This window comes from Pantoea sp. USHLN298 (assembly GCF_037149395.1).
Lineage (GTDB): Bacteria > Pseudomonadota > Gammaproteobacteria > Enterobacterales > Enterobacteriaceae > Pantoea > Pantoea astica.
In genome coordinates this window covers 498,559-518,998 of sequence record NZ_JBBCRO010000003.1, presented here as the reverse complement: position 1 = coordinate 518,998, position 20,440 = coordinate 498,559, and the positions used below count along the sequence as shown (strand labels likewise).

The following is a 20,440-nucleotide window of genomic DNA, read 5'->3' as shown; positions in this document are numbered from 1 at the left end:
TGTTACAGCACCAACCATTGAAAGGAGAGGGATTGCGTGGAAGTGTATAGCAATGAGAACGAGCAGACCGATGCGCTGCGCCGCTTTTTTGCCAATAATGGTAAAGCGTTAGCGGTTGGCGTAGTGATCGGCATTGCTGCGCTGGGCGGCTGGCGTTACTGGTCCAGCCATCAGGAAGAGGCGACGAAGTCGGTGTCGGCGCAGTACCAGCAGCTCACCAGCGCCATGCAGGCGGGTAAGCCAGAAACGCTGGAAGCGGTAAACACCTTTGCCAATGAAAACAGCAACACTTACGGTGCGCTGGCCGCGATGGATCTGGCAAAACAGTATGTTGATACCAACCAGCTGGACAAAGCCGCGACGCTGCTGCAAAACGGCCTGAAAGATACCAAAGATGCCAACCTGCAGGCGGTGATTAACCTGCGCCTGGCACGCATTCAACTGCAACAGAATCAAGCTGATGCGGCGCTTAAAACCCTTGACGCTGTGAAGGGTGATGGCTGGACAGCCATTGTGGCCGATATCCGCGGCGAAGCGCTGCTGAGCAAAGGCGACAAGCAGGGCGCGCGCGATGCATGGAGCAAAGGGGTTGAATCTGACGCCTCTCCGGCATTGAAGCAAATGATGCAGATGAAGATGAATAACTTAAGCTAAGCCAGTCAAGAGAGAGCGCATGGAATTACGTAAATACCTGCTGCCGGGGCTGATTTCAGTCACTTTGCTCAGCGGTTGTTCGCTGTTTAGCGGCGAAGAAGATGTGGTAAAAATGGCTCCGCTGCCCAAGGTGGAAAACCAGTTCACGCCACAGGAAGTGTGGAGCACCTCGGTAGGAGATGGCGTCGGTGATTTCTACTCCAACCTGCATCCCGCCTGGCTGGACAACACCGTGTTTGCGGCCGATCGTTTCGGTATCGTGAAAGCGCTGGATGCCACCAACGGTAAAGAAAAATGGAAAGTCGATCTCTCTGAGAAAACCGGCTTCTTCTCGAAAAACCGCTCAGCCCTGTTGTCCGGTGGCCTGACGGCTGAAGGCGATCGCGTCTATGTGGGCAGCGAGCGCGGTCAGGTTTATGCGCTGAACAGCAGCGATGGCAGCCTGGCGTGGCAGACCAAAGTGGCGGGGGAAGCCCTTTCCCGTCCGGTGGTCAGCGACGGCCTGGTACTGGTACACACCAGCAACGGTATGTTGCAGGGACTGGATCAGAGCAGCGGCGCCATCAAGTGGAGCGTTAACCTCGATATGCCAGCGCTGTCCCTGCGCGGCGAATCTGCACCAGCGGTGGCTTTTGGCGGTGCGATTGTCGGCGGCGACAGTGGTCGCGTCAGCGCGGTTATCCTGAATCAGGGTCAGCTGATCTGGCAGCAGCGTATTTCGCAGATCAGCGGTGCGACTGAGATCGATCGTCTGAATGATGTCGATACTACGCCGGTTATCGTTAACGGTGTGGTTTACGCCCTGGCATATAACGGTGATCTCACCGCGCTGGATCTGCGCTCTGGTCAGATTTTGTGGAAACGCGAAATCGGCGGCGTGAAAGATCTGATTGTCGATGCGGGCCGCATCTATCTGGTCGATCAGGATGATCGGGTGATTGCGCTGAATGCCGACGGTGGCGTCGCCATCTGGCGCCAGAGCGATCTGCTGCATCGCAACCTGACTTCACCGGTGCTCTACAACGGCTACCTGGTGGTCGGCGACAGCGAAGGCTATCTGCACTGGATGAACACCACGGATGGTCGCTTTGTCGCGCAGCAGAAACTGGATAGCTCCGGCTTCCAGACCGAGCCGGTGGTCGCCAGCGATAAGCTGCTGATCCAGTCGAAAGATGGCGAGGTCTATGCGATTACCCGCTAACGGGTAACGTCTGGCAGGTGAAATCCTCCGCACTAACGGCTCCTGATTTAATCAGGGGCCGTTTCGTTTTTAGTCAGGCATGGTATTCTTTGCGCCTTCAGCCTGAACTTAACGGCCAGAGCCGTTATAATCACGCCATTCGGGCGATTAATTATTTATTGAGGCATTGTTATGGTACCTGTGGTCGCGCTGGTTGGGCGTCCCAATGTGGGAAAATCTACGCTGTTTAACCGTTTAACCCGCACTCGTGATGCGCTGGTAGCGGATTTTCCTGGACTGACTCGCGATCGCAAATATGGTCGCGCCGAAGTGGAAGGGCGCGAATTTATTGTTATCGATACCGGCGGTATCGACGGCACCGAAGAGGGTGTTGAAACGCGGATGGCTGAGCAGTCACTGCTGGCGATCGAAGAAGCGGATGTGGTGCTGTTTATGGTCGATGCGCGCGCGGGCATGATGGCCGCCGATCAGCAAATCGCCAAACACCTGCGTTCGCGTCAGAAAGCCACGTTCCTGGTGGCGAATAAAACCGACGGACTCGATCCCGATCAGGCGGTAGTGGATTTCTATTCTCTGGGTCTGGGCGAAATCCACGCCATTGCGGCGTCGCATGGTCGTGGTGTTTCCAGCCTGATCGAAACGGCTCTGTTGCCGTGGCTGGACAGGGTTGAGCCGGTCGAACTCACCGAAGAAGAAGAGAACCAGGCTTACTGGGCGGCACTTGACGCCGAGGAGACGGCTGAACTGGAAGCCGCAGAGGAAGAAGAAAACTTCGACCCGACAGGCTTGCCGATCAAACTGGCGATTGTCGGCCGTCCTAACGTAGGTAAGTCAACGCTTACTAACCGCATCCTGGGTGAAGACCGCGTGGTGGTCTACGATATGCCGGGCACCACCCGCGACAGTATCTATATCCCGATGGAGCGTGATGGACGTGAATACGTTCTGATCGACACTGCGGGTGTGCGTAAGCGTGCCAAAATCTCTGACACCGTAGAGAAATTCTCGGTGATTAAGACGCTGCAGGCGATTGAAGATGCCAACGTGGTGATGCTGGTGATTGATGCTCACGCCGGTATTTCCGATCAGGATCTCTCGCTGCTGGGCTTTATCCTCAACAGTGGTCGTTCGCTGGTGATTGTGGTCAACAAATGGGATGGCCTGTCGCAGGAAGTGCGTGACGAAGTGAAAGAGACGCTGGACTACCGTCTGGGCTTTATCGATTTCGCCCGCATTCACTTTATCTCTGCGCTGCACGGCAGCGGCGTCGGTAATCTGTTTGAGTCAATCACCGAAGCCTATGACTGTTCGACGAAGCGCGTAAACACCTCGCTGCTGACCCGCATCATGAACATGGCAGCCGAAGATCATCAGCCGCCCTTGGTTCGTGGTCGTCGCGTTAAGCTGAAGTATGCGCATGCCGGCGGTTATAACCCGCCAATTGTGGTAATCCACGGTAATCAGGTTAAAGATCTGCCGGACTCATACAAGCGCTACCTGATGAACTACTTCCGTAAATCACTGAACGTGATGGGAACGCCGATTCGCATCCAGTTCAAAGAGGGTGATAACCCGTACGAAGGGAAGCGCAACCTGCTGACCCCAACGCAGCAGCGTAAGCGTAAGCGCCTGATGGCGCATATGAAGAAAAATAAGCGTTAAGCAAATGAGGGCCGGAAGGCCCTCTTTTTTTGGCCTAAGCTAAAACAACGGGCGGGGAGTGATGATGACCATCCACTGTGAAAAATGTCAGCAGCCGTTACAGCTCAGCGACGGTGAGTTTATCTGTAGCGGTTGCGGCGCGCGCTACCTGGCGGAGGCGTGCTGTCCTGACTGTCATCAGCCACTGGAACGGCTGAGCGCCTGCGGTGCGGTGAACTATTTCTGTCATCACGGACACGGCCTGATTTCGAAAAAACGTGTCGATTTTCAGCCGCAGAAAGCGCAAGGCGGTTCAGGGACAGCATAAGCGGTGCGGATAAAGAGATTGTTGTAGCAAAAATGCTATTGCAGCGTAACAACTGCGTTATAGATGTTCACTCTGTAATGTACCAGGTGGTACAATCCTGCCGCGTCGTGGGGAGGGACCAGCCGATCCATTTTTTTCCGGTCCAGGTCACTTCACAGACGCGGGTCTGTTTATATTCGATTTGAAGCAGTGCGGCACGCCGCATGTCTCTTTGACAAGGTTGCGCAGTTCAGGCGGCAACCGGCGTGAGCGCTCTGCTTATTCAGGAGAGTTAGTGTTATGGCTGAAACATCGTCCCGCTCCGCTAAGGGGCTGGGAATCATATCCGTGCTGTTCGGACTGGTGCTGCTGGCAACCGGTCTGTTCTTCGCGATTGGCGGCGGTAAACTGGTCGCCCTTGGCGGCAGTTTGTACTTCCTGATTGCCGGTATCGTGACCGTTCTGGCAGCAATACAGTTTTTCCGCCGCAAATCCTCGGCGGTGGTCCTGTTTCTGCTGGTATTTGTCGGCACGCTGATCTGGTCACTGTTTGATGCCGGGCTGGAGTTCTGGCCGCTGGTGTCGCGCCTGATGGTGCCAGCTGGCCTGATGGTTGTGGCCTTCCTGCTCTGGCCTGCGCTGCGCAAGCGTGAAGGCAAAAGCTCGCTGGCCAAAGCTGCCTACACGCTCTCTGCGCTGCTGGCCGTTGGCATGGTGGTCACCTTTGTGCAGATGTTTCAGCCACATCCTACCGTGGCCTCTTCAGGTGAAGAGCTGCCGCTGATTCCGGTAGATAAAGCGAAACAGCAGAAAGACTGGGATAACTACGGCAACACGCCGCAGGGCAGCCGCTTTGTGGCGCTGGATCAGATCACCCGCGATAACGTCAAAGATCTGCAGGTTGCCTGGACCTTCCATACCGGCGATATCCCGGACAGCCCGACCGGTAACGGCGCGGAAGATCAGCAGACCCCATTACAGGTAGGCAATACCCTGTATCTCTGTACCCCGCACAACAACGTGATTGCGGTTGAAGCAGACAGCGGTAAGCAGATCTGGAAGCGCGAAATCAACGCCCAGGCGGAAGTCTGGCCGCGCTGCCGTGGTCTGGCCTATTTCGATGCCACTAAACCGCTGCAGCAGCCAACTCAGCCAGGCTCGACGCCGGTTCCGGCCGTCACGCTGCCAGCCGGTGATAGCTGTCAGCGCCGCATCCTGATGAACACCATTGATGCACGTCTGATTGCTATCAACGCCGACAACGGTGAATTCTGTGAGAACTTTGGCCATAACGGTATCGTCGATCTGAAAGCCGGCCTCGGCCAGGCACCCGATCCCCAGTATCAGCTGACTTCGGCACCGACGCTGGCAGGTACCACCGTTGTGGTTGGTGGTCGCGTGGCGGATAACGTCCAGACCGATATGCCTGGTGGCGTGTTGCGTGGTTTTGACGTCATCACCGGCCAGATGCGCTGGGCGTTTGACCCGGGTAATGTCGATCCGAATGCGATATTAATGCCGGGCAAAGAGTACGCCCGCAGTACGCCGAACTCCTGGGCACCGATGTCCTACGATCCGGCGATGAACACCGTGTTTATCCCGATGGGCAGCTCATCTGTCGATCTGTGGGGTGCGAACCGTACCGAACTGGATCACAAATATGGTGCATCCGTGCTGGCGCTCGACGCCACTACCGGTAAAGAGAAGTGGGTTTATCAGACCGTACATAACGATCTGTGGGACTTCGACCTGCCGATGCAGCCAAGCCTGATCGATTTCCCACAGAAGGATGGCACCACCAAACCGGCAGTAGTGATTGGCGGTAAAACCGGCATGATCTTCGTGCTCGATCGCATGACCGGCAAGCCACTGACTAAAGTCGAAGAGCTGCCGATGCCGCAGGGCCATATCCCGAACGAGCAGTACACCAAAACCCAGCCTCATTCGACCGGTATGCCGCAGATTGGCAACCAGACGCTGAAAGAGTCTGACATGTGGGGTGCAACGCCGTTTGATCAGCTGGCCTGCCGTATTGGCTTCAAATCGATGCGTTATGATGGTCTGTTCACCGTGCCGGACACCGATAAGTCGCTGAGCTTCCCGGGTTCGCTGGGCGGGATGAACTGGGGCAGCATGTCAACCGATCCGAACAACCACCTGCTGTTCGTCAATGATATGCGTCTCGGCCTGTGGGTACAGATGATCCCGGCTGACACCAATAAGATTTCACGTGGCAGCAACGGCGGTGAAGCGATCAACACCGGTATGGGCGCGGTGCCGCTGAAAGGTACACCGTATGCGGTGAACAAAAACCGCTTTATGTCGCCGCTGGGCATTCCTTGCCAGAAGCCACCGTTTGGTACGCTGTCGGCGATTGACATGAAAACCCAGAAAATCGTCTGGCAGGTGCCGGTTGGTACCGTGCAGGATACCGGACCTTTCGGCATCAAGATGCGGATGAAAATGCCGGTCGGTATGCCAACGCTGGGTGGTACGCTGGCAACCCAGGGTGGCCTGGTGTTCATCGCCGGTACCCAGGATTACTATCTGCGCGCCTTTGATGCCTCAACCGGTAAAGAAGTGTGGAAAGCGCGTCTGCCGGTGGGTAGCCAGGGTGGCCCGATGAGCTACGTTTCGCCGAAAACCGGCAAACAGTACATCCTCATCTCGGCTGGTGGCGCACGCCAGTCGCCGGATCGCGGTGACTACGTGATTGCTTACGCGCTGCCAGACAGCAAGTAACCTCACCAGTGAAAAGGGCCGACATTGTCGGCCCTTTTTTTTGCTTATTTTCCATCACGCCACAGCGCCTGTAATTCTGGTGGCGCCACCTGTTCCGGAATCAGCAACACAATGGTGCCGACCTCGCGGTGGGTCGCATACTGAATCTGAATGCGAAAATAGCGTTGATCGCCGCTTCCCACCTGAGGCGCTTTCTCTTCCGGTTCGCCCAGTGGCATCGCCTGCTCAAGGGCGCGACAGACGCGCTGCTTTTCCGGCGGCGGCAGTTCACCCAGCGAAAAACGGCGCTCAGCACGCAGGCCGGGCATAAAGGCAAGGCCGCCTTCACGCGCCACGATGATGGTGGCATCATCGGTGAGTTCGGGCAGATCACTCATAGCACACCCACTTCTTTCCACGCCTGCTCAATCGCGCTGGCAACGGAACGGTTAAAGCGTTTTTCGCCATGCTGAACGGTAAAGCGGGCAAAGGTTTTGAAATCGGCGTCCTGCGGCAGTTCATCGTCGCACAGCGTGTCGTACCAGGCGTGTCCCGCCTGCTCCCACGCATAGCCGCCCAGCGCTTTCGCCGCCAGATAGAAAGCGCGGTTAGGAATACCGGAATTGAGATGCACACCGCCGTTATCTTCACGAGTCTGCACATAATCATCCATGTGCGCTGGCTGCGGATCTTTCCCCAGCATTGGATCGTCATACGCGGTGCCGGGCGCTGACATTGACCGCAGGCCCTTGCCATTAATGCCGCTAGCCAGTAATCCTTCGCCGATAATCCAGTCCGCCTGATCGGCGCTCTGCTTCTTGCTGAACTGTTTGACCAGCGAGCCGAATACATCGGAAAGTGACTCGTTTAGCGCCCCCGCCTGTTCGAAGTAGATCAGACCGGCTTCATTCTCGGTCACGCCATGCGTCAGTTCATGCGCCACCACGTCTATCGCAATGGTAAAGCGGTTAAATATTTCACCGTCGCCATCACCAAATACCATCTGCTGACCGTTCCAGAACGCATTCTGATATTTGTCGCCGTAATGGACCGTTCCGAGCAGTTTCAGCCCCTGATTATCCAGCGAATTACGCTGATACGCCTGCCAGAAAAAGTCATAGGTGGTGCCGAGATAATCCCAGGCTTCCCCGGCGGCGACATCACCGTTTTCAGGCTGGCCTTCCTGACGGATCAGCTTCCCGGGAAGGGTTTGCTGATTTTGCGCATCATAAATTTCACGGTCCACATGGCCGCCCGCTGCTGTTTTCGCCACGGTCGGCTTTTGCCAGTGTTCCGCCATCAGATGCTGGACATGGGTCAGAGTACGGCGCGCCTGTTCCTGCTGATGGCCGGAGCCGTGCGCGATAATTTTGCGGAGGATATAGGGAGGAATAACGCTAAAAGCCATGTGAAACTCCTTGGCAACAGGGATGTGCCAAAAAGTATAGACCCGACAGGCTGGATAGGCCTGGTGAGTGAGGCCAGCTGTAAGATGAAAAGTATGAACGCAGAGGCGGATCAGGAGGCGGTTTTGCGGCGGCGCTTTTTCTCTGGCAGCAGCTGCGTCACCTGGCTCTCGACCCAGCCATCATCCAGACGGGTACGCAGAAGATCGCCGCTCTGTAGCTGTTGGGTCTTTTTCACCACCTGGCCCGTGGTGTCGGTGGTGACGCTGAAGCCGCGCGCCAGCGTTGCTAACGGACTGACGCCTTCCAGCTGCGCCACCCGCTGGCCGAACCGCTGTTGGTCGGCGCTCAGTTTCTTTTGCATACTCTGTTGCAGGCGATAGTGCCAGCTTTGTAGCTGTTTCTGCGCGTCGAACAGACGCTGCTGCGGCTGCTGCGCCGTCAGCCGATGCGTCAGACGATCCTGCTGACGGCTGGCGTGGCGCAGAGCGGTTTCCATCGCGTCTGTCAGTCGCTGCTGCAGGCGGAACAGGGCGGTTTGCTGACGGGCAAGGCGTAACTGAGGATGCTGCTGTTGCAGGCGGTGCTCCAGCCGGCTATAGCGCCGCTGCTGGCGCGCCAGATAATAATCCATCGCCATCTCCAGCCGCTGTTGCTGCGACTGCAGCTGACGCAGCAGCTCAAGCTGGTTACGGCTGACGAGCTCTGCGGCGGCAGAGGGCGTTGGCGCACGTAGATCCGCCACAAAATCGGCAATGGTCACGTCAGTTTCATGGCCGACGGCGCTGACGATTGGAATGCGGCTGGCAAAAATGGCGCGCGCGACCCGCTCGTCGTTGAAGCTCCATAAATCTTCCAAGGAACCGCCGCCACGGCCGACAATCAGCACGTCGCACTCATTGCGCTGGTTGGCGATCTCAATCGCCCGGACGATCGCGGCAGGCGCATCGACGCCCTGTACCGGCGTCGGGTAGATCACCACCGGCAATGAGGGATCGCGGCGATGCAGCACCCGCAGCACATCGTGCAGCGCGGCACCGGTTGAAGAGGTAATCACACCGACCTGGCGCGCCGGGTCAGGCAGCGGTTGCTTATGCTGCGGTTCGAACAGCCCTTCGGTCGCCAGCCGGGCTTTCAGCAGTTCAAACTGCTGCTGCAGCAGACCTTCACCGGCCGGATGCATACTTTCGATAATCAGCTGATAGTCGCCGCGCGGCTCATACAGGGTAATATTGGCGCGAACCAGCACCTGCTGACCATGCTGCGGCCGGAAAGTGACGCGACGGTTACTGTTGCGGAACATCGCGCAACGCACCTGGGCACCGTCATCCTTCAGGGTGAAGTACCAGTGCCCGGAAGCGGGTTGAGTGAAGTTAGAGATCTCGGCGCTCAGCCAGACCAGGCCCATCTCTTTTTCCAGCAGCTGACGCACTGTGGTGTTAAGACGGCTGACGGTAAAAATATTGGCGACGGGTGGCAGCGACATGTGACGAAGATCAAATTCCAAATCAGCAGGTTAATTCACCGATACTACAGGGCTGCTAGCACGGATCAAGAGTTTTTCTGAAATAATGCTGGAGGCAATCGATTACGGCCTGTATAATGCCGCGGCAATATTTTATCTATTCTCATTCACCCGAGGTGGAGTATTGCCATGTTAAGAATCGCTAAAGAAGCACTCACTTTTGACGACGTTTTGCTCGTTCCTGCACACTCCACCGTCCTGCCGAATACGGCCGATCTCAGCACTCAGCTGACCAAAAATATCCGTTTAAATATTCCTATGCTCTCCGCTGCAATGGACACCGTGACCGAAGCGGGCCTGGCGATTGCGCTGGCGCAGGAAGGCGGTCTCGGCTTCATTCACAAAAACATGTCTATTGAACGCCAGGCGGATGAAGTCCGCAAGGTGAAGAAGCATGAGAGCGGCGTGGTCACTGAACCACAGACCGTACTGCCAACCACCCCACTGGCCGAAGTGAAAGCGCTGACCGAGCGTAACGGCTTCGCCGGTTATCCGGTAGTGAACCGTGACAACGAACTGGTCGGTATCATTACCGGTCGTGATGTTCGCTTTGTCACTGACCTCTCCCAGCCGGTTTCCGCGGTAATGACCCCGAAAGATCGTCTGGTGACGGTGAAAGAGGGTGAAGCGCGCGATGTGGTGCTGCACAAAATGCATGAAAAGCGCGTTGAGAAAGCGCTGGTAGTAGACGACAGCTTCCATCTGCTGGGCATGATCACCGTAAAAGATTTCCAGAAAGCCGAACGTAAACCTAACGCCTGTAAAGATGCGCAGGGACGTCTGCGCGTGGGTGCGGCGGTTGGCGCGGGCGCAGGCAACGAAGAGCGTATCGATGCTCTGGTAGCGGCCGGTGTCGACGTGCTGCTGATTGACTCCTCGCACGGTCATTCGGAAGGCGTGCTGTCACGTATTCGTGAAACCCGCGCGAAATACCCCGATCTTGAAATCGTTGGCGGCAACGTGGCGACCGGTGCCGGCGCTCTGGCGCTGGTTGAAGCGGGCGTCAGCGCAGTGAAAGTCGGTATTGGTCCTGGCTCCATCTGTACTACCCGTATCGTGACCGGTGTGGGCGTGCCGCAGATTACCGCGGTGTCTGATGCCGTTGCTGCGCTGGAAGGGACCGGTATTCCGGTGATTGCTGATGGCGGCATCCGCTTCTCAGGCGACATCGCCAAAGCGATTGCAGCGGGTGCATCCTGCGTGATGGTCGGTTCGATGCTGGCGGGTACCGAAGAATCACCGGGCGAAATCGAACTCTATCAGGGTCGTTCATTCAAATCCTATCGCGGCATGGGTTCACTGGGCGCGATGTCAAAAGGCTCATCTGACCGTTACTTCCAGACCGATAACGCGGCTGACAAACTGGTGCCGGAAGGTATCGAAGGCCGCGTTGCCTATAAAGGCCGCCTGAAAGAGATCGTACACCAGCAGATGGGCGGACTGCGCTCCTGTATGGGCCTGACCGGCTGCCCGACCATTGATGACCTGCGCACCAAAGCGGAATTTGTCCGCATCAGCGGCGCCGGCATCAACGAAAGCCACGTACACGATGTGACCATCACCAAAGAGTCACCGAACTACCGCATGGGATCGTAATCCCGTAAGATTTCCCGCCCGGCTTCAGCCGGGCGCTTTACTTTATCAAGTCACCGTTCTGGAAACCCCTCAATGACGACGGAAAATATCCATAAGCATCGCATTCTGATTCTCGATTTCGGCTCTCAATATACTCAGCTGGTGGCACGTCGCGTGCGCGAACTGGGTGTCTACTGTGAACTCTGGGCATGGGACGTCACCGAAGAGCAGATTCGCCAGTTCAATCCGAGCGGCATCATCCTCTCCGGTGGACCGGAAAGCACCACCGAGCTGAACAGTCCGCGTGCGCCTGAATATGTCTTCAGCGCCGGTGTGCCGGTGCTGGGTGTCTGCTACGGTATGCAGACCATGGCGATGCAGTTGGGCGGCAAAGTCTCCGGTTCCAGCGAGCGTGAGTTTGGTTATGCTCAGGTTGAAGTGACCACGCCAAGTGCGCTGGTGCGCGGTATTGAAGACGCGATCAGCGCTGCTGGTAAACCGCTGCTGGATGTCTGGATGAGCCACGGCGACAAAGTGACCGCCATTCCGGACGACTTCGTCACCGTTGCCAGCACCGAAACCTGTCCGTTTGCCATCATGGCCAACGAAGAGAAGCGTTTCTACGGCGTGCAGTTCCACCCGGAAGTGACGCATACCCGTCAGGGCCTGCGGATGCTTGAACGTTTCATTATCGACATCTGCGAATGTGAAGCGCTGTGGACGCCAGCTAAAATCATCGAAGATGCGGTTGAGCGCCTGCGTGAGCAGGTCGGCAACGATAAAGTAATCCTTGGCCTGTCCGGCGGCGTTGACTCCTCCGTGACGGCGATGCTGCTGCATCGCGCCATTGGCGATCGCCTGACCTGTGTGTTCGTGGATAACGGTCTGCTGCGCCTGAACGAAGCACAACAGGTGATGGATATGTTTGGCGACCACTTCGGTCTCAACATCATCCATGTGCCGGCTGAGATGCGTTTCCTGGATGCGCTGGCGGGGATTGATGAACCTGAAGCCAAGCGTAAAACCATCGGTCGCGTCTTTGTGGAAGTCTTTGACGAAGAAGCGCTGAAACTGCAGGACGTTAAGTGGCTGGCGCAAGGCACCATCTATCCAGATGTGATTGAGTCGGCGGCTTCTGCCACCGGTAAAGCACACGTCATCAAATCGCACCATAACGTCGGTGGCCTGCCGAAAGAGATGAAGATGGGCCTGGTTGAGCCGCTGAAAGAGCTGTTCAAAGACGAAGTGCGTAAGATCGGTCTGGAGCTGGGCCTGCCGTACGATATGCTCTACCGCCATCCATTCCCGGGCCCGGGTCTGGGCGTGCGTGTACTGGGCGAAGTGAAGAAAGAGTATTGCGACCTGCTGCGCCGTGCCGATGCGATCTTTATCGAAGAGCTGCATAAAGCGGATCTCTACAACAAAGTCAGCCAGGCCTTCACCGTCTTCCTGCCAGTACGTTCAGTGGGTGTAATGGGCGATGGTCGTAAATATGACTGGGTTGTCTCGCTGCGTGCGGTGGAAACCATCGACTTTATGACCGCACACTGGGCGCATCTGCCGTATGATTTCCTCGGCCGCGTCTCTAACCGCATCATCAATGAAGTCAATGGTATTTCCCGCGTGGTGTATGACATCAGCGGTAAGCCACCGGCGACCATCGAGTGGGAATGATTTAACGTATGGCAACAGCCTGAACGTAAAAGCAGTAAAGTACTTCTAAGCCCGCGTAACTGCGGGCTTTTTGTTTTTATGTCTGGCACTTTCTGGCAGCTTTACATATCGTCATGCACCGCATTTATATATCATGGTATGAGTATTTAATGAGCTAAATGCCATGCTTACTAAGTTAATGTGTCATCGTAGCACGTATATTTGTAAATCTTATGACAAGGCCGGTTTGGTTGAATTTCTCGTGAGGCGAAAGTGCTTTTCTGAACATGTTTTTTAAAGGGAATACATGCTGACTGATTGCATGCTATGCAACTTCTACCGAAAATAAACGCTATACGGCGAAGGAGAAAATTTTCCGATAAGCAATTAAATGTGGTTAGAATAGGGCGAAGTTGGCCGATTTTGAACGTCCGATAAAACCTTCTATAGTTGAGCATCGTGGCCGTTTTTAGTACAGAATAAATTGCGTTTATGTACATTTATGCCAGATGTTTGCTCTTCCAAGCTTTAAAGAACAACTATATTTTATAGCCAGGGTACTAAGTAGACTTGGCGTAGTGCAATGTGATATGATGATTTTAAGTATTTATCTTAAGAGATTTGCAATGAAGAAAAAAATTTTGAAACAGTATTTCACTGATGCCAATGATATAAAATGTTTAATGTGTCAGCTTTTAGGGAATGTTACAGGTTTGTCAGTGCTTGAACCCAGCGTAGGTTATGGAGCATTTCTCTCTGGTCTTATCGGTAGCCCGATAAAAATTGATGCAGTTGATATTGATAGCGATGCGTTAGAGATTACAAAAGAAAAATTTGGTCACCTTGAACTCACCCTGCATCATAAAGATTTCATAAAAATATTTGATAATGAAATTCCCGATGAAGTTGATGCGATATGCAAAAGTTATTATGATGCAGTGATCTCAAATCCTCCATATGGATTATATTTTGATTTAGAGTACAGGCGCCAGCTCAAAAAGAAATACCCGAATTTCTATGTAAAAGAATCGTATGGCTTATTTTTTATGTTAGCAATTCTTCGGCTAAAAGAGAATGGGCGTTACGTATTTCTTGTTCCGGATACCTTTCTTACAAGCATTTCTCATAAGCCGCTTAGAGAATTCATTATAAAAAATGCTGCGCCTTCACATATTATAAGATTCCCTTCGAAGAGATTTGAAACTGTAAATTTTGCTTATGGGAACTTGTGCATAATTGCAGGTAATAGAAAAAAACTAGAAGAGCTTGATACTGTTTATTGGAGTGACTTATTCCACAATGAAAATTCTCTGAACTTAAAGACCGTTTTTCAATCAAGTGTGGCTGCTAAAAAGATTATACAGCAAGTCTCCACGGGATGGAACTCGGGCATGCTAGGTGAGGATACAAAATATTTTGCTGATCATATCTTGCTTGGAGATTTAGCAGAATGTCGCACGGGTATTTACACTGGTGACAATCAAAGATTTATTGGGTTTGATCCTGCTCGCGTGACGCGTAGGATTAATGGACATCCCATTGAATGGGGGCAAGTAAAATGCGAAGAACTTACTGTAGAAGAAATGGAATCAGGCATCAAAGATGGAAATGATTATGTACCATTGATTCGTGGAGGGCACAGGCAACCATTTGAACAGCCTTCGTCAGCCGTACATTGGAGCGTGGAATCCGTATGTTTTTATAAAACGAATAAAAAAGCTCGTCTGCAAAACGCCAGCTACTATTTCCGGCGTGGCATTTCTGTTCCTATGGTTTCAACCCGGCGAATTTCTGCTGCTATTATGGAAAACGCTGTATTTGATCAAGGCGTCGTTGGAGTTTTCCCAAAGGCAGAGAGAGATATTTCTTTTCTTCTTATCTATTTGAATTCATCACTTGCTTCTCGTAGAATTAAAGAAATTACTAATGGCAGTGCTAATAATTCAGCTAATTATTTAAAGCGTCTGCCTGTGCCTAAGCTAACAGATGAACAATATAAGGCTGCGGCAGAAATTTATGAAAATGCTAAAAATAATAAATCCCTGCCGCAAGAGGTTTGCGATGATTTTATAGGAGCAATTGATCCATTACCATTCTAAGTAAGAGCGAAGATCTGTCGTTTGTTGCGATAGATGAGTTTTAAAGTCTTCGGAAAGATCGTTCTCCCAATCTATAATCTCTCGCCGAACTTGCTGAATGCCAGCTCCGGTAAGTTCGGCGATAAGGTTATAAGCATTATCGCCCGTATGGACTTCCCATAATCCAATCTTTTCTAAAACTTTAAGATAGTTGTTATTTGCAGACTGCCTGACGAGTAACAGCAGGCGGGTATTCAAATTCCAAAGTTTATATGCTCGCCCTACTGTCTGCAATCGTAGCATATTTCCTTTTTCATTAGAGCCAAACCCACTTTTGAAATCAATAACATGGGGGACTCCATCAACCTCGAACACTTCATCCTCTTTCATATTGATGTCACCGATGATGTCAAACAGAATGTCTATATCTTTTTGTAGTTCATTTTTAAGCGGGTGGTCACCAATGTTAAGGTCTAAACGCGTTCTAAGTGTTCTTCTTACGTCATCAAAGTGTGGGTGATTATAGCGATGCACGTTTACCCGATTCGGAAAGTTCCAGGCAGCAGAGCAGAAACCTTCCCATAATTCACCTACTCGCCGGGAAAATGCCATATATTCATAGGGCCAAACCTTATTCCTGTATTCTAGGCTTGCTACTGAATAGCAGTATTGCAGTACTAATGAGGCATTTGTTCTATCCCCTACTGGCAATGAAGCGATCCAATTAATCCAGTTGTTTCTTATTTGCCCGGCAAGGGAATTAACCGCTTGTGCCTTTTTTTGATATTCTAAATTGCAGGAGTCAATTTGGATTACTGCTGGATAAAGTTGATTATGGAAATTGTCCAGTATACTATTTTTTAATTCCATAAGAGCTAATGTCACTTATTAGTTCCTTATATATTTTTAAACAAATCTGAAAGCGAAACACCCAGCGCTTGAGCCAGACGGTGTATATTTTTTAATGCCGGATTTCGTTCTCCGCGCTCAATTCCTCCGACGTAAGTTCGATCTAGGTCACACAAGTTAGCGAGTTGTTCTTGTGAAAGCCCCGCACTCAGGCGCAGGAAACGTATTCTCTTACCAAAGCTTTTGCAAACTGTATTTTCCACACTTATGCCTAGAGGTTTTTAATGTTTAACACTTTTGCAGGGTGATGCTTATAAGTCTACGGACTATAAGTACCATCCTGCAAAGGTGTTGAGATTTTCAGCGTAAGCTTATGCTTCTGCTATTGGTTTAAGGCACATGACATAGTAGTGATTTTTTTGTTGAAATTGAAATGTTGCCTGAGTAATGGGGTAGTTTTTTATATGTTAATCGATAGGATGATATTTTTAATTATTTAGGTTTTGGTGCGAGTCAACTTTATAATAGCAAGCTTTGCTCAATATTCCTTATGCAAAAAGAAAAAGTAACATAATACAAAAATAATCCGTAGCGCATACAGTACTGTTACGATAAATGTTCTCCTTAAATGCAGTTAATACTGCAAATAAATGAAATCATCTATAGCCGGTGCAAGTAAAACGAGTTGTTAATATTAGTGTTTTTTTATGAGCTCAATTTTATTAATAAATTCGGTTTAAATGTTATCAAATTTATCATTTTTTAACTTCTGCTTTAAGCGAGGTTTTTGGGCTATTCCAAATGTGGGGCTAATTCTTTTTATGAACACAGTTTTCGGGGCTGTATTCGTCATATTGAGAGATCCGGAGCTGTGTGTGTGATAAATATGAATAGTGACTGGGTTTTAGTTTGAAATCGGATAGAGTCGCATTAGTCACATTAAGGAAATATTCGTTTATAAAAAAGTAGGCATGTAGCACTAAAGTGGTAAGGAGTATTACTTTTCTTTGGGTTAATATATTAAATGATTTTTTAATACTGTATTTAATGATTTTATAATCATAGGTTTTTTTATTCATTATTAATAATAGATCTTGAGTAAGTCGCTACCCACCGCCTGAATCCTGAGTAACTGAAGCCCGCCTTACCGCGGGCTTTTTACTGGCTGTTAACAGGCAGGCCATTCTGTTCTCCGTTTTAACCTTTCAGCGCATCCATACCCGCCGCTGGCGGTTTTCTGTTCACTTTGCCGCAAATTGCGCTATCCTGCTCTGCAGTAGAGAGACGTGCGTCCGCTTTGCCGTCCGCCTTTACCCGCCGCTTTCACCGATCGTTCGTATCCCAAAGCCGCCCCTTATTGAATCCGTCTGCTAATCAGGCGTTGCCACTATTGTCACCAGGAATGTTGTCATGCTCTCACTTAAAGTGTTCAGCCTGTTTTTTGTTGCCGTCTTACTGTTATCGCTGGGTGCCAGCATCGCGCAGGCGACCCGCCACAGCGATAACAATGAAAAGGGTGGCTGGTGGTCGGCTCGTCGTGATTCGGCCGGGATAGCCCCCGATCCGCGCGCCATAGCCAACCTGGCGATAGTGCAGGTCTATGCCGCGCCGACCTACGGCTGGAAAGGCGCGGTGGCGGTTCATCCGTGGATCATCTTTAAACGCGCTGGCGAAAGTCGTTATAACCGTTATGAAGTGATTAGCTGGGGCAGCGGCGATAAAGTCCGCCGCAACACCAATATTCCGGATGGTTACTGGTATGGCGCGAAACCGCGGTTGCTGGTGGAGCATCGCGGTCCGGCGGCGGAAGCGATGATTCCGCAGATTGAAGCGGCAATTAAATCTTACCCGTGGCCGACCACCTATTACGCCTGGCCAGGCCCCAACAGTAATACCTTTCTGGCGCATATCGGCCGGGAAGTGCCGGCACTGAAACTCGATCTGCCCGCTAATGCGCTGGGCAAAGATTACCGGCCGTTGTGGCGTCCGATTGGGTTACCGCCATCGGGACGCGGATTACAGGTGTCGATTCTGGGCGTAGCGGGTGTGACGCTCGGCGCTGAAGAGGGCTTTGAAGTGAATCTGCTGGGCTTAAATATGGGGCTGGATTTCACGCCTTTCCGGCTGCGTCTGCCGTTTATCGGCGGCCTCGGTCACGACAACCTTCAGCAGGATAAGCCGTAATAGTCTGGCCCCTTAACCGGGGCCAGTTTTATCAGCAGACGCCGAAGTCGCCTTCTTCGTGATACAGATTCATGCTATCCGCCTTGACTTCAATCTCATTTTTGGTCGCATCGTCAATGCGTGCACACCACAGGGTATCGCCTTCAACCCGCAGCACCTGCATCTTTGGACCGCCGGTCTTTGACTGGACAAAATCATCAGCTTTAAACATGTTGCCTCCATAGAGTGTTTTTATTCTGGTCGCGTAAATCCACAGTTGATGATTTTTTGCGTGCCGTTTTCCAGTTTATACCCTGACTGTTTTACCGCGAGAAAAAGTCTGCCCATGCTGAGCCGCATAACATCTATTTTATCAGTTGTCAGTTGACAACTGGCGGGTTTCACGTCAGGCTGAGAGGCTCAGATGGTCAGAAAGCGACATCCCAATAAAGAGATTGAATCGGCTTTATGTTACGCAGAATCCCATGGATGGCGGGTGGTGCCGGGCGGCCATCATGCGTGGGGCAAAATGTACTGCCCGAAAAAACTGATGACCTGTCGGTGTGGCGAGTTTTGCCTGACCTGCATCTGGAGTACGCCGAAGAGTGCGCAAAACCATGCCAATGCCCTGCGGCGCGTGGTTGATCATTGTCACACTCTTACGGCCTGACACAGCAAAAGGAGCGGCTCATGGAATACCGTTTTACTCTACGATTTAGTCTGCCAGCGGATCATGCCACGCAGGATGAGATGCTGGAGAATCTGGCAATGGCGGGCTGTGATGATGCGCTGGTCGGGCTTGGCGTTCCCGGCAGAATTGCGCTGGAGTTTAGCCGTGAGGCCTCTTCTGCCAGTGAGGCACTGAAACGCGCAGAGGAAGAGGTCATGAGCGCGATTCCCGGCGCGATACTGGCGGAAGCGGCACCCGATTTTGTCGGGCTGACGGATGTGGCGGAACTCACCGGTATGTCACGCCAGAATATGCGTAAACTGATGCTCAGCCAGCGTCCGCCGTTTCCGCTGCCGGTGCATGACGGCAAAACTGCAATCTGGCATCTGGACGATGTGCTGGCGTGGTTAAGCCAGCGCGGCACTTATGCGCTGCCATCTGCCATCGGTGAGCTGGCGCAGGTGACGCGCCAGCGCAATCTCAGGCGGGCATTACAACGCCGCGAAGGCCGCGCCTGAGGCTCAGTGCGGCAGCAGGAACAGCGTCGCCAGCCCCAGAAAGATGAAGAAGCCGCCGGTGTCGGTGATAGCGGTAATCAATACGCTGGAGCCGACGGCGGGATCGCGCTTCATTTTGGTCATCACCAGCGGCACCAGAACCCCCATCAGCGCCGCCAGCAGCAGATTCAGCGCCATTGCCAGCATCATCACGCCGCCCAGCGCCAGGTTGTCATACATCAGCCAGGTGATGCCGCCCATAATGCCGCCCCAGAACAGGCCGTTGATCAGTGCCACGCCCAGTTCACGGACAATCAGGAACGAGAAGTTTCCCGGTTCAACCTGATGCAGCGCCAGCGCACGCACAATCATGGTGATGGTCTGGTTACCGGTGTTGCCGCCAATGCCCGCGACAATCGGCATCAGGGTGGCGAGCGCCACAATTTGCGAAATGGTGCCTTCAAACAGCCCGATGACCCGTGAAGCGATAAAGGCGGTGCAGAGATTAATCGCCAGCCATGCCCAGCGCTTGCGCACCGACTTACGCACCGGGGCGAACACATCCTCTTCCTGACTGATACCGCCCATCTTACGAATGTTGCTTTCGTTTTCGGCGTTGACCAAATCGATGATGTCTTCAATGGTGATACGGCCAATCAGCCGGCCTTTTGCATCGGTGACCGCGGCGGAGATCAGGTTATAACGTTCAAAGGCGCTGGCGGCGTCTTCGGCTTTATCGTTGAGCTGGAAGGTCGTAGGGCGGGCATTCATCACCTCGCTGACCAGCGTTTTCGGCTTGTTCAGCAGGATGTCAGTCAGCATCAGTTCGCCCAGCAGCAGATTATCATCATTGGTGATGAAGATTTTATCGGTGCCGCCCGGCATGCTTTTATGCTTACGCAGGTAACGCTGTACCGTGGCCAGCGTCACGTCGTCGCGCACCGTCAGGATATTGAAATCCATCACCCGGCCAACGCGGTCGCGGTCAAACTCCACCACGCTCAGCATCCGGGCGCGCAGGCCCGGCTCCACCGACGCCAGCAGGCGACCGGTCAGGTCACGCGGCAGATAGCGTGCCAGCCATACCTGATCGTCGATATCCAGCGGTTCGATGGCGCGCAGAATATCGCGGTCGCTCATCTCTTCGGTCAGGCTGGCCCAGACGGTTTCCGAGGCTTCTACCAGCACCAGGCCGCGTCGTTCGTTCGGCACCAGCCGCCACAGCGCCTGACGTTCTTCTTCCGGTAAGGCTTCGAGGATATCGGCAAGGTCAGCCGCGTGCAGCTGAAGGATATCCTGTTCCAGCGCGTCACGCTGGGTCGCATTTTCACGTTGCTGTTCAGGGCTGAGGTCACTGGCTTTATCCAGCAACGCATCAACCAGATCGTGCTCATTGAGCAGCAGCGTCAGAATGCGATGACGTATTTCACTTAAACGTTGAGAGTGTGAGGCAGACACGTTGAATCCCTTTAGTCTGAAAGCACCAGCACGAAGTGTAGC

Annotated in this window: 18 protein-coding genes; 11 read left to right on the top strand and 7 right to left on the bottom strand. The window is 52.9% G+C overall.

Annotation, left to right across the window (positions count from 1 at the left end; translation table 11 throughout):
* Positions 1-36 precede the first annotated feature (36 nt).
* From WFK59_RS10320 to WFK59_RS10300, 5 genes are all read left to right on the top strand, one after another.
* A complete protein-coding gene (locus WFK59_RS10320; protein WP_233987386.1) occupies positions 37-654 on the top strand; it encodes a YfgM family protein in 618 nt (205 codons plus the stop codon).
* 19 nt (positions 655-673) lie between these two features.
* Positions 674-1,855: an outer membrane protein assembly factor BamB gene (gene bamB, locus WFK59_RS10315; RefSeq protein ID WP_233987387.1), complete on the top strand. Its 1,182-nt coding sequence runs from the start codon at positions 674-676 to the stop codon at positions 1,853-1,855.
* Between the two features lie 171 nt (positions 1,856-2,026).
* Positions 2,027-3,517: a ribosome biogenesis GTPase Der gene (der, locus tag WFK59_RS10310; protein ID WP_233987388.1), complete on the top strand. Its 1,491-nt coding sequence runs from the start codon at positions 2,027-2,029 to the stop codon at positions 3,515-3,517.
* A 64-nt stretch (positions 3,518-3,581) separates the two neighbouring features.
* On the top strand, positions 3,582-3,824 hold the full coding sequence (locus WFK59_RS10305; RefSeq protein WP_336755800.1) for a zinc ribbon domain-containing protein: 243 nt from the start codon (positions 3,582-3,584) through the stop codon (positions 3,822-3,824).
* 279 nt (positions 3,825-4,103) lie between these two features.
* A complete protein-coding gene (locus tag WFK59_RS10300) occupies positions 4,104-6,545 on the top strand; it encodes a glucose/quinate/shikimate family membrane-bound PQQ-dependent dehydrogenase (protein WP_336755729.1) in 2,442 nt (813 codons plus the stop codon).
* A gap of 44 nt (positions 6,546-6,589) precedes the next feature.
* Here the strand turns inward: WFK59_RS10300 and WFK59_RS10295 are convergent, their stop codons facing one another.
* The 3 genes from WFK59_RS10295 to xseA form a co-directional block, all read right to left on the bottom strand.
* A complete protein-coding gene (locus WFK59_RS10295) occupies positions 6,590-6,922 on the bottom strand; it encodes a protealysin inhibitor emfourin (RefSeq protein WP_233987390.1) in 333 nt (110 codons plus the stop codon).
* Positions 6,919-7,932 carry a M4 family metallopeptidase gene (locus WFK59_RS10290; protein WP_336755728.1) on the bottom strand — a complete coding sequence of 338 codons (1,014 nt, stop codon included), beginning with the start codon at positions 7,930-7,932 and terminating at the stop codon, positions 6,919-6,921. Before WFK59_RS10290 ends, WFK59_RS10295 begins: the two co-directional genes overlap by 4 nt.
* 110 nt (positions 7,933-8,042) lie before the next feature.
* On the bottom strand, positions 8,043-9,416 hold the full coding sequence (gene xseA, locus WFK59_RS10285; protein WP_336755727.1) for an exodeoxyribonuclease VII large subunit: 1,374 nt from the start codon (positions 9,414-9,416) through the stop codon (positions 8,043-8,045).
* Between the two features lie 168 nt (positions 9,417-9,584).
* Here xseA and guaB point away from each other — a divergent pair, with 168 nt between their 5' ends.
* The 3 genes from guaB to WFK59_RS10270 all read left to right on the top strand — a co-directional run bounded on the left by guaB (position 9,585) and on the right by WFK59_RS10270 (position 14,782).
* Entirely contained in the window at positions 9,585-11,051 is a 1,467-nt protein-coding gene (gene guaB, locus WFK59_RS10280; protein ID WP_233987393.1) for an IMP dehydrogenase, read from the top strand.
* A 72-nt stretch (positions 11,052-11,123) separates the two neighbouring features.
* Entirely contained in the window at positions 11,124-12,704 is a 1,581-nt protein-coding gene (guaA, locus tag WFK59_RS10275) for a glutamine-hydrolyzing GMP synthase (protein WP_233987394.1), read from the top strand.
* 488 nt (positions 12,705-13,192) lie between these two features.
* Positions 13,193-14,782, top strand: a complete 1,590-nt coding sequence (locus tag WFK59_RS10270) for an Eco57I restriction-modification methylase domain-containing protein (RefSeq protein WP_336755726.1) — start codon at positions 13,193-13,195, stop codon at positions 14,780-14,782.
* Here the strand turns inward: WFK59_RS10270 and WFK59_RS10265 are convergent.
* Both WFK59_RS10265 and WFK59_RS10260 read right to left on the bottom strand, forming a co-directional pair.
* Positions 14,771-15,646: a hypothetical protein gene (locus WFK59_RS10265; protein WP_336755725.1), complete on the bottom strand. Its 876-nt coding sequence runs from the start codon at positions 15,644-15,646 to the stop codon at positions 14,771-14,773. The two genes, WFK59_RS10270 and WFK59_RS10265, sit on opposite strands and share 12 nt — an antisense overlap.
* 11 nt (positions 15,647-15,657) lie before the next feature.
* Positions 15,658-15,873 (bottom strand): helix-turn-helix domain-containing protein, encoded by a 216-nt coding sequence (locus WFK59_RS10260; RefSeq protein WP_336755724.1) that lies wholly within the window; start codon positions 15,871-15,873, stop codon positions 15,658-15,660.
* A 1,147-nt stretch (positions 15,874-17,020) separates the two neighbouring features.
* On the opposite strand from WFK59_RS10260, the gene WFK59_RS10255 reads away from it, so the two are divergent.
* The gene (locus WFK59_RS10255) at positions 17,021-17,794 is read left to right on the top strand and encodes a DUF3750 domain-containing protein (protein WP_336755723.1); all 774 of its coding nucleotides are present in this window, start codon (positions 17,021-17,023) and stop codon (positions 17,792-17,794) included.
* Between the two features lie 31 nt (positions 17,795-17,825).
* On the opposite strand, the gene WFK59_RS10250 is transcribed toward WFK59_RS10255, so the two are convergent.
* A complete protein-coding gene (locus WFK59_RS10250) occupies positions 17,826-18,005 on the bottom strand; it encodes a DUF2158 domain-containing protein (protein ID WP_336755722.1) in 180 nt (59 codons plus the stop codon).
* Positions 18,006-18,197: 192 nt separating this feature from the next.
* On the opposite strand from WFK59_RS10250, the gene WFK59_RS10245 reads away from it, so the two are divergent.
* Positions 18,198-18,443, top strand: coding sequence for a hypothetical protein (locus WFK59_RS10245; RefSeq protein WP_233987397.1), 246 nt, complete (start codon positions 18,198-18,200; stop codon positions 18,441-18,443).
* 20 nt (positions 18,444-18,463) lie between these two features.
* A complete protein-coding gene (locus WFK59_RS10240) occupies positions 18,464-18,961 on the top strand; it encodes a helix-turn-helix transcriptional regulator (protein WP_336755721.1) in 498 nt (165 codons plus the stop codon).
* Between the two features lie 3 nt (positions 18,962-18,964).
* On the opposite strand, the gene mgtE is transcribed toward WFK59_RS10240, so the two are convergent.
* Entirely contained in the window at positions 18,965-20,398 is a 1,434-nt protein-coding gene (mgtE, locus tag WFK59_RS10235) for a magnesium transporter (protein WP_233987399.1), read from the bottom strand.
* Positions 20,399-20,440: the final 42 nt, after the last annotated feature.

Coding starts and splice junctions, on each gene's coding strand:
- WFK59_RS10270 (WP_336755726.1), top strand. CDS start 13,193: ATGTTTGCTCTTCCAAGCTTTAAAGAACAACTATATTTTATAGCCAGG.
- WFK59_RS10240 (WP_336755721.1), top strand. CDS start 18,464: ATGGAATACCGTTTTACTCTACGATTTAGTCTGCCAGCGGATCATGCC.
- WFK59_RS10250 (WP_336755722.1), bottom strand. CDS start 18,005: ATGTTTAAAGCTGATGATTTTGTCCAGTCAAAGACCGGCGGTCCAAAG.
- xseA (WP_336755727.1), bottom strand. CDS start 9,416: ATGTCGCTGCCACCCGTCGCCAATATTTTTACCGTCAGCCGTCTTAAC.
- WFK59_RS10305 (WP_336755800.1), top strand. CDS start 3,582: ATGACCATCCACTGTGAAAAATGTCAGCAGCCGTTACAGCTCAGCGAC.
- bamB (WP_233987387.1), top strand. CDS start 674: ATGGAATTACGTAAATACCTGCTGCCGGGGCTGATTTCAGTCACTTTG.
- der (WP_233987388.1), top strand. CDS start 2,027: ATGGTACCTGTGGTCGCGCTGGTTGGGCGTCCCAATGTGGGAAAATCT.
- WFK59_RS10255 (WP_336755723.1), top strand. CDS start 17,021: ATGCTCTCACTTAAAGTGTTCAGCCTGTTTTTTGTTGCCGTCTTACTG.
- guaB (WP_233987393.1), top strand. CDS start 9,585: ATGTTAAGAATCGCTAAAGAAGCACTCACTTTTGACGACGTTTTGCTC.
- WFK59_RS10245 (WP_233987397.1), top strand. CDS start 18,198: ATGGTCAGAAAGCGACATCCCAATAAAGAGATTGAATCGGCTTTATGT.
- WFK59_RS10300 (WP_336755729.1), top strand. CDS start 4,104: ATGGCTGAAACATCGTCCCGCTCCGCTAAGGGGCTGGGAATCATATCC.
- guaA (WP_233987394.1), top strand. CDS start 11,124: ATGACGACGGAAAATATCCATAAGCATCGCATTCTGATTCTCGATTTC.
- WFK59_RS10295 (WP_233987390.1), bottom strand. CDS start 6,922: ATGAGTGATCTGCCCGAACTCACCGATGATGCCACCATCATCGTGGCG.
- WFK59_RS10290 (WP_336755728.1), bottom strand. CDS start 7,932: ATGGCTTTTAGCGTTATTCCTCCCTATATCCTCCGCAAAATTATCGCG.